Source organism: Streptosporangium sp. G11, from assembly GCF_051192615.1.
GTDB lineage: Bacteria > Actinomycetota > Actinomycetes > Streptosporangiales > Streptosporangiaceae > Streptosporangium.
On sequence record NZ_JBPJUQ010000162.1, the window covers coordinates 1 to 8,500 of the forward strand.

An 8,500-nucleotide genomic window follows, 5' to 3' on the forward strand; every position below is an offset into this window, starting at 1 on the left:
ACGCCTCAAGATCTACAACCGTCACGAGACATAAATGATCGGCAAACCGATCTATCCGCGCAAGCGCCGTTGCAGTACTAGACGCGGACGCCACCGCCCACCTGCACGAGTTGGCCGCCCCGACCGCCCGTCGGCGGCGGCCCCGCCGACCGGAACAAGTCAGTCCCAGCGTGCGGCAGCTACTCAACTCCTGGCCCGGCAATCCTGCCTTCGTGCAGGGCCGCTTCCTGGACGTGCTGGCGGCGAACCCCCTGATGACGGCACTGTCGCCGATGTACACACCCGGCCACAACATCCTGCGCGCGGCGTTCCTCGATTCCGCGGTGAGCGACCTCTTCTGCGACGCAGAGGCCCCGCTGAAAAACGTGGTCTCCGCCCTGCGGGCCTCGGTCGGCCCCGACGTCGAGGACCCGCAGCTCGCCGAGCTCATCATCGGCGAGCTCTCCCTCAAGAGCCCCGACTTTCGCCGGCTGTGGTCGCGTCACGACGTCCGGCCCCACGCCGGTGGCGGCGTCCACCGCATGCAACACCCCCAGGTCGGCGAGCTCGAACTGCACTACGACAAATTCCACCTCGCCGGCGCCGACCGACAGATGCTCACCGTCTACCAGGCTCAACCAGGCAGCCGCTCCGAGCAAGCGCTGACCTTGCTAGCCACGATCGCCTCCGATCAACAACACCGGAGCGCCGGACGCACCCACAACGCCGACACCGACGCCACCAGCTGAGCCGCACCCCACGCCTGGGGTCCGGACAAAAGACGTCAGTCGCCTTGTCCCCTGTGGAGGCCTCGAACTCCTATAGCTACGGCGAGGGGCAGAGTAGCGGTGAGCTATCTTGCTGGTTCATCGCGTAGTGGTTGCAAGTAGATCAATCCGGTGTGGAACGTCCCGGCTCCCGTTGATCGTGATCTCCGTCTGTTGGGAGAGTCCATGGTCTGGGAGGTTCTACGGTGCGTGCGGAGTGGGAGCCCGATGAGCTGATCGGCTCATGGACGCCGGTCGAAGGCGACTGGAAGCTGATCAAGAACAAGTCGGGGGCGACGCGGCAGGGGTTCGCGTTGATGTTGAAGTTCTACGAGATCGAGGGCCGGTTCCCGGCCTATTCCAAAAAGGTCCCGCAGGTCGCGATCATCTAATGTCGCTTCGCTGGTGAAGGTCGATGGCCTCGCTGTAGTCCCGGGGAAATTTCCAACAGATTTGCCTGACCTGCGGCGATACACAGGGCCTGGACGGCAGTCGCGAGGCGTCTACGGTGGGATCATGGGCGATGACGAGCCGAGGTTCGGCTACGGCCAAGGACGGCGGCCGCTGTGGAGCCAGCGCGATCGCGATGCCGAGCAGGTTCTGCGGGTGTGGCCGGCATGCTGAGCGGTCGGCCGCTCTGGTGCGGTGCGGTCAGCGAGGGCGGCGCCGCCGGATGGGGTCGGCGTCGGCGGTGATGCGGGCGGAGGTCTCCTCGCCCAGGCGGACGTAGCGGCCGAGGCTGGCCAGGTGCTGGTGGCGGCTCTTGGCCTGGAGTTCGGGCGCGGTTCGGCCGGCTTGGGCCAGATGCTGCAGCGCCGAATGACGAAGCTGGTGCAGGGTCCAGCCCTGCCGGTGTGGGTCGAGCTGGGCTGAGGCGGTCTTGAACAGGTATTCGGCGCGCGGGTAGGACAGCCGCCCCCGCCCGGTGGTCGGGTCGATGTCGGCGGCCGCGGGCGTGCGGCGGCCGGAGGAAGGCGCGCGCCGGTCGGCCAGGAACAGCGGCCCGGTGGTGCGGCCGGCCAGCAGGCGGGGCAGCAGCCGGGCGGTGGGGGTGGCCCAGTGCACGTACTCGATGGCGCCGCCCTTGCTGGTGACGCGGGCGCGGCGGAATTCCAGGTCGAGGTCCTCGACGTTGAGGGTGAGAATTTCCTCGGCGCGGGCGGCGGTGTCGTACAGGAGCCGCCACAGCAGTCGTTCGCGCAGGGGGTGGGCGGGGTCGGTGAAGAGCGTTTCCAGCCGGGTGCGCGGGATGGCGCGGTCGCCGCGGCGGGCGGGTTTGCGGCGCTCCAGGCGGCGGGCCGGGTTGGTGACCAGCAACTCCTGGCGCTGGGCCCAGGTGGTGAAGGAGCACAGGGCCGACAGGTGCCGGTTCCAGGTGGCGGCGGCCGCGCTCTTCCAGCGATCCATCACCGCGGCGTAGTGCTCGGGAGCCAGGGCGGCGACCAGGTGGGCCTGGCCGGTCACGGTGGTGAGCCGGGCGAGGGTCTCGGCGTAGCCGGCGCGGGTGGTGGCCACGGTGATGGAGTCGAGGAAGCGCTCGACCGCGGCCATCGTCGTCGTGCCGGTCGTCGCGCTGGTGACCGGGTCGGGCCGGCCGGGAAAGGCCACGACGGACACGGGCGACCTCCTGCCAGGGCGATGTGACACATAATGTAGCCGAGTCGCCGTCGCGGCGGCGGACGCCAAGCTGGGCGGACACGATCCATCAAGGGTCGGTGTGACAGATAATCTAAGTTCTGTGTCACAGATGTGCGGCGCCATGGGCAGTGGCTAGGTGGTCGTTCGCGACCGGGCCTCGGCAGCCCAATGAGGTGCGTTCCACCGGTCGGCGATGGTGGCGGCCTGAGCGAAGTGGGCGGCGGCCTCGTCGTCGTGGCCGAGGAAGACGGCCAGCTCGCCGAGGGTGTGGGCGACCGGGCGCAGCTCCACGGACAGGCTCGTGGCGTCCGGCGGGGGGCCGTCGCAGCGCGCAAGCAGCGTCGCGTAGATCTCCTCGGCCGCGGCGCGGTCGTCCAGGGCGATGGCGGCCATCGCGCGGACGGTCGTGAGGAAGGTGAAGAAGTAGTCGGGCCGGATCGGGTCCGAGGTGCGTACCCGGCGGGCTTCGTCGATCAGGCCGTTGGCGTGCAGGGCGAGGACCAGCAGGTCGGAGGCGATCGGGCCGAACGCCTCGTGGAAGGCGCGCACCTCCTCCAGGTGCTCGCCGAGCGTGCCGTTGTTCACCCAGATCGCGGCCAGCGCGAGGCCGAGGAAGCCGACGGCGTGCAGGGATCCGGCGCGCCGCATGCCGTCGGCGGCCTCGGTGTAGAGCCGTTCGGCGTCGGCGAACCGGCCCTCGATGAGGGCCAGGGTCGCCAGCACCACCTCGGCGACGCCGATCGCTTCGGGCAGCCGGTAGGTGCGCGCGAGGTCGAGGGCCTCGGCAGCCGCGCGGCGCATGGTGGCCGGGTCGTTGGCCCCGGCGGCGGCGCTGGCCTGGTTGAGCAGCCCGGTGACGCGATAGACGGGCAGGTCGTGCTCGGTGCCGATCGCCACCAGTTCGCGGCAGAGGTTGTCGCGTTCGGGCAAGCCGCGGTGGCCGCGGGTAAAGACCTGGAGGGCCGCCGCCCGCAGGCGGGGTGAGGTGGCGAGGTCGAGCGCCTCGCGGGCCGCCGCCAGGGCGGTGGGGTCGTCCTCGCCGACCAGTTCTTCGGCGTAGGCGGCGAGGAGGTGGCTGCGTGCCTCCGGGGCCAGGTCGGTGCGCTTGAGCAGGCGGCTCAGCCTGTCGACGATGGGCCGGTCCACCGTGCCGTACTCGCGGGACTGCCATGGTGTCGGCTCGGTCCAGGCCGTGAACGCGGCGATCATCAAGTCGTCGCGTCCCAGGGACTCGGCGTACTCGACGGCCTGCAGGCGGGTCTGGCGCGCGGCAAGCAAGGCGCCGGCCCGGATCTGCGCCCGCAGCAGCCTGCCATGCAGGTCTATGCGCTCCTCCGGGCCGGTCGAGTTCGCGACCGCGTCGGTGAGGAGATCGGCTGCGACGTCGTGGGCGTAGCGTGCTTCGGCCAGTTCGGCGGCCCGGAGGCAGTAGCCGACGGCCTTGGGGGATCCGGCTCGCGCGTAGTGGTGCGCGAGCGCCGGGATGTCGCCGGTGGCTTCCAGTGCGGCGGCGATGCGGGCGTGCATGCGGGATGCCCGCAGGCGGCTGACGCCGGCGACGAGGGTGTCGCGGACGAGGGCGTGGACGAACCGCACCCGTCCGGGGCCGGGCTCGCTCAGCAGCCCGGCGATCACGCCTGCGTCCAGTGCGTTCAGCACGCCTTCCTCGTCGGTGTCGGCGGCGTCCACGAGGACGTCCACCGAGCTCTCCCGGCCTGCGACCGCGGCCAGTCGCAGCACGGCCACGCCTGCCTCGGGCAGCCGTGCGAGGCGCCGCCGCAGCACGTCCCGTACGCCTTCGGGGACCTCGGAGAGGGCGACCAGCGCGCCCTCTCCGTTCAGCAGCCGCGCGCTCTCCCGCACATAGAACGGGTTGCCGCCGGTGCGCTCGGCGATTCCGGCGACGGTCTCGTCATCGGCCTCACACTCATTCCGTACGACCTGCGCGACGGCCGCGTCGTCCAGGCCGGGCAGGGGGAGCCGCAGCGGCGTGGCGCGCGCCAGCGAGGCCAGCGTTTCGGTGAGGTGCCCGCTCTCGTCCGCCCGGTAAGCCGCCACGACCAGAACGGGGGCCCGAATGCCGAGGCCGCCGCCGAGCAGCTCCAGCGTGACGGCGTCCGCCCAGTGCAGGTCGTCCAGCACGACGGCGACCGGGCGTTCCGCGGCGACGGCCGCGAGCCACTTCCACACGGCCTGACGCAGGCGGAACCGTCCCGCGGTGGCGTCGACGTTCACCGGCTCGGTGTCGGTGAGCAGCGGCGCGAGGTCGTCCGCGAACTCGCCCGGGGACCTGGTCGCGGCAACGCCTCTCAGCGCCTCAGTCCAGGCCCACGCGGGCGGCGCGCTGTCGACCTCCGAGCAGTGGCCGACGGCGACCAGCCATCCGTCACGTTCGAGCCGCCTGCCGAGGCGTTCCAGAAGCGTCGACTTGCCGAGCCCGGCCTCGCCGGTGACAAGGGCGATGCGCGCTCCGTCGGCGGCGGCCTCGGCAGCGGCCGCGACCAGTGCCGCCAGCTCCTCCTGGCGTCCGACGAACGGCGCCTCGGTGATCGGAACCGTCTGCGGCAGCGGGACAACAGGCGGTGGCAGGAACACGGACGCGTGGAGGACGTCCGTGCGCTGGGTGAGGATCGCCTCCTCCAACGCCGTCAGGTCCGGGCCGGGGTCGAGCCCGAGCTCCTCGGCGAAGATCCCGCGAACGCGGCGGAGCGTCGCCAGCGCGTCGGCTTGGCGGCCACTGCTCCACAAGGCCAGGGCGTGCAGCCGCCAGCCCTCCTCACGCAGAGGCTCGTCGCGGGTGAGCCGCTCAGCCTCGGGAACCACCGCGGCGGGGTCGCCGATGCGCAGACCGGCCGCGACGTGCAGTTCGGTGGCGACCAGGCGCAGCTCGTTCAGCCGGGCCGTCTCCGCGGCGGCCCACGGCTCGTCGGCGACCTCGGCGAACGCCGGTCCCTGCCACAGGCCCAATGCCTCGGCGAGCCGGGCCCGGGCGGCGCGCGGGTCGGTGTCCGTACGGGCCTGGTCGAGCAGGTCCTCGAACCGCCACGCGTCCACCGACTCGCGGGGCAGCCGCAGCGCATAGCCGGGCGCCGCGCTCACCAGCAGCCGGGCCGGGGTGCGTGACGGGCGGCCGGGCTCCAGCAGCCGGCGCAGGTTGGACACGTACGCCTGCAAGGACATCAGCGCCCGCGCGGGCGGCTCGCCGCGCCACAGGTCCTCGATCATCCGGTCGACCGGTACGACCTGCCCGCGCGCCGCCACCAGCAGGGCCAGTACGCCGCGCTGCCGCGGCCCGCCGAGGTGGACGGGCTCACCGTTCACCTCGGCGGCGAACGAGCCCAGTACGCGGATGAAAACCATGATCCGGACATAGTACTTGGGCTGTTCCAAATCGGCTCCAAGTCCCCTCCAAACACCCGAGAGCAACCTGAACACGTCGCAACCGATGAAGGGCAGGAACAGATGAGCGTCAATACCCAGGACATGGAGATCGTGCACCGCGTTTTCCGCCGTGAAACACGGCTGCTGGTGGACCTCGTCGCGGCGGTCGCCCCGGGTGACACTGCTCGCGCCAAGGTGATCGCCGACCACTTCCGCATCTACCGGCTGGGCCTGCACCACCATCACGAGGGCGAGGACGAGCTGCTGTGGCCGCCGCTGCTCGCCCGGGTGGACCTGGAGGCCGACATCGTCCTGCGCATGCAGGCCCAGCACGAACGCATCGCGGCCACCCTGACCAGACTGGCCGCCGCGGTCCCCGCCTGGGAGGCCACCGCGGGCGCCGACGAACGCGACACCCTGGTGGCCGCCCTCGCCGAGCACCGCGCGGTCCTGCTGGAACACCTCGACGACGAGGAGGCCACCCTCCTCCCGCTCGCGGCCAAGCACATCACCCAACAGGAGTGGGCCTCCCTGGGCGACCACCTGGTGAACAACACTCCCAAGCTCACCCTGCTCACGCTCTTCGGCGCCGTCCTGGAAGACGCGAACCCTGCCGAGCGCGCCATCGTCCTCAGCGGCCTGCCCGCCCCGGTCCGCGTCATCTGGCACGTCATCGGCCGCCCCCGCTACGCCCGCCACATCCGCCGCGTCCGCGGCTGAACCCTGCCCCGACCCCCGTCTGAACATCAAAGGAGAACAACCATGTCGCAGAAGAAGCTCAACACCGGCCTGGCCGCCGCCGTCGTCCTGTTCACCCTCTACCTCGGGTTGTCCTTCGTCCTGCCCCTCGGGACGTCCTTCCCGGGCCTGCCGAACTGGCCCTCTGGCGACAGCGGCTTCTCTTTCGTGAAGGGCAGCCGCGAAATCGCGATGGGCCTGGCCATGGGCATCCTGCTGGTGACGGGCCACCGCCGCGCCCTGGGCTGGGTCCTGCTGATGGTGGCCGTCGCCCCGTTCGGCGACATGGTCAACGTGCTGGCCCACGACGGCGGCGTGGCCGCCGCGTTCGGCATCCACGGCCTGACCTCGGCGCTGATCGCGGTCACGGGGTTGCTGATCCTCCGCGAGACCAGCAAGGCGCGCAAGGCCCAGGAGACCGCCACCCCAGCGCCCGCCGCGCAGCCCGCCTGACGTCCCCGCAGTGCGGCATGGTGTTCCTTCGCATTTTCTGAGAACTCGAAAAGAGAGACGACGATGACGATCAACGATTTGCGCGGTGTCCTCAAGGGGCGCGTGCTCCTGGCCGGTGACGACGGCTTTGAACAGGCGGCCACCGCGTGGAATCTGACCGTCAGGCAGCCGGTGGCGGCCGTGGTGGAGGCTGCGGATGCCGATGACGTGGCGGCGCTCGTGCGTTACGCGCGGCGGGCGGGTCTGACGGTGACCGCGCAGCCGAGCGGGCATGGCGCATCGGGTGATGTGGAAGGCCTGATCCTGTTGCGTACCGGCCTGCTGAACCAGGTGGAGGTACGCGCGGAGCAGCGCGTGGTCCGGGTGGGCGCGGGCGTGAAGTGGGGGCACGTGCTGGCGGCGGCCGGTCCGCTGGGTCTGACCGGCCTGTCCGGCAGCGCGCCGGGGGTCAGCGTGACCGGCTACACCCTGGGCGGTGGGGTCGGCTGGTTCAGCCGCAAGTACGGTTTCGCCTCCGACAGCGTGCGGGCCATCGACATCGTGGACGCCGACGGCGAGCCGGGCCGGGTGAGCGCCGAGTCCGATCCCGAGCTGTTCTGGGCGCTGCGCGGCGGTGGCGGGGACTTCGCGGTGGTGACCGCCCTCGAACTCGAGCTGTATCCCGCGCCGGTCCTGTACGGCGGGCGCGTGATCTGGCCGGAGCACCGGACCAGGGAGGTGTACGACGCGTTCCTGGAGATCACCGCCGAGGCGCCGCGTGAGCTCAGTGTCTGGATCAACCGGTTCCAGCCACCCGGCGCGTCGCCGATGGTGACGCTGGATCTGGCCTACCTGGGTGAGGCTGCTCAGGGAGAGGACCTACTGGTGCGCATCGACAAGATCGGGGGCGCGATCTCCGACAGCCGTGGCGTCGTCCCGGTTGCCGACCTGGGTGACATCACCGCCGAGCCCACCGACCCGGCCCCGTCCATCGCTCGTGCGGAGTTGCTCACCGGCCTGGACGCGGACGCGGTGGAGCTCCTGCTGGCCAAGCCGGTCGAACCGCTCATCAACGTGCAGATCAGGCATCTGGGCGGGGCGCTCGCCGAGCCGGAGGGCGGGGCCGGTGCGAGCGGCGCGGTGGCGGAGCCGTACCTGCTCGGCCTGCTGGGTCTCGGCCTGCCGCACACGGTCGACGCGACGCGCGCCAAGCAGGCCGAGGTCGTGGCCGACCTGGAGGCCTACATCAGCGGCCACAAGCCGTACACCGTGCTGTCCCCCGGTGACACGGCGGCGAAGTCCTTCTCCGGCAGCGCGCTCGCGCGGCTGCGGGAGATCAAGCGGGCCCGTGACCCGCACAACGTGTTCCGCGCCAACTACCCGGTGCACGGATAGATCGGTTCCCAGCAGGTCACGGCCCCTCCGCCCACCAGGGCGGCGGGACCGCACCACACCCACGTGACAGATGTCGCCTGCGAGCACTGTGAAGGCGTCCTCCTCCCGAATGTGTCCCCAGCCCCAAGGTGAGCTGATCTGCGCAGGTCACGGGACTTCCGAGAAGATCG

General features: G+C 71.1%; 7 protein-coding genes. 5 read left to right on the plus strand and 2 right to left on the minus strand.

All coding sequences use genetic code 11. From position 1 onward, the window contains the following. Nucleotides 1-170: 170 nt before the first annotated feature. Nucleotides 171-728, plus strand: coding sequence for a hypothetical protein (locus ACSDR0_RS48275; RefSeq protein ID WP_435295725.1), 558 nt, complete (start codon nt 171-173; stop codon nt 726-728). A 224-nt stretch (nt 729-952) separates the two neighbouring features. After that, entirely contained in the window at nt 953-1,138 is a 186-nt protein-coding gene (locus ACSDR0_RS48280; protein WP_435295726.1) for a hypothetical protein, read from the plus strand. A gap of 259 nt (nt 1,139-1,397) precedes the next feature. Here the strand turns inward: ACSDR0_RS48280 and ACSDR0_RS48285 are convergent, their stop codons facing one another. Together ACSDR0_RS48285 and ACSDR0_RS48290 are read right to left on the minus strand one after the other, a co-directional pair. Next, nucleotides 1,398-2,363, minus strand: coding sequence for a tyrosine-type recombinase/integrase (locus ACSDR0_RS48285; protein ID WP_435295727.1), 966 nt, complete (start codon nt 2,361-2,363; stop codon nt 1,398-1,400). A gap of 153 nt (nt 2,364-2,516) precedes the next feature. Next, nucleotides 2,517-5,744, minus strand: coding sequence for a BTAD domain-containing putative transcriptional regulator (locus ACSDR0_RS48290; RefSeq protein WP_435295728.1), 3,228 nt, complete (start codon nt 5,742-5,744; stop codon nt 2,517-2,519). 102 nt (nt 5,745-5,846) lie between these two features. Between ACSDR0_RS48290 and ACSDR0_RS48295 the strand changes: the two genes are divergently transcribed. The 3 genes from ACSDR0_RS48295 to ACSDR0_RS48305 all read left to right on the plus strand — a co-directional run bounded on the left by ACSDR0_RS48295 (nt 5,847) and on the right by ACSDR0_RS48305 (nt 8,330). Then, nucleotides 5,847-6,485, plus strand: coding sequence for a hemerythrin domain-containing protein (locus tag ACSDR0_RS48295; protein ID WP_225302058.1), 639 nt, complete (start codon nt 5,847-5,849; stop codon nt 6,483-6,485). 42 nt (nt 6,486-6,527) lie between these two features. Next, on the plus strand, nt 6,528-6,956 hold the full coding sequence (locus ACSDR0_RS48300) for a DUF4267 domain-containing protein (protein WP_364848360.1): 429 nt from the start codon (nt 6,528-6,530) through the stop codon (nt 6,954-6,956). Nucleotides 6,957-7,019: 63 nt separating this feature from the next. Beyond that, nucleotides 7,020-8,330 (plus strand): FAD-binding oxidoreductase, encoded by a 1,311-nt coding sequence (locus ACSDR0_RS48305; protein WP_435295729.1) that lies wholly within the window; start codon nt 7,020-7,022, stop codon nt 8,328-8,330. Nucleotides 8,331-8,500 lie beyond the last annotated feature (170 nt).

What these genes read in the sequence shown, in the direction of transcription:
- ACSDR0_RS48295 (WP_225302058.1), top strand. Translation starts at nt 5,847, where the DNA reads ATGAGCGTCAATACCCAGGACATGGAGATCGTGCACCGCGTTTTCCGC.
- ACSDR0_RS48300 (WP_364848360.1), top strand. Translation starts at nt 6,528, where the DNA reads ATGTCGCAGAAGAAGCTCAACACCGGCCTGGCCGCCGCCGTCGTCCTG.
- ACSDR0_RS48305 (WP_435295729.1), top strand. Translation starts at nt 7,020, where the DNA reads ATGACGATCAACGATTTGCGCGGTGTCCTCAAGGGGCGCGTGCTCCTG.
- ACSDR0_RS48290 (WP_435295728.1), bottom strand. Translation starts at nt 5,744, where the DNA reads ATGGTTTTCATCCGCGTACTGGGCTCGTTCGCCGCCGAGGTGAACGGT.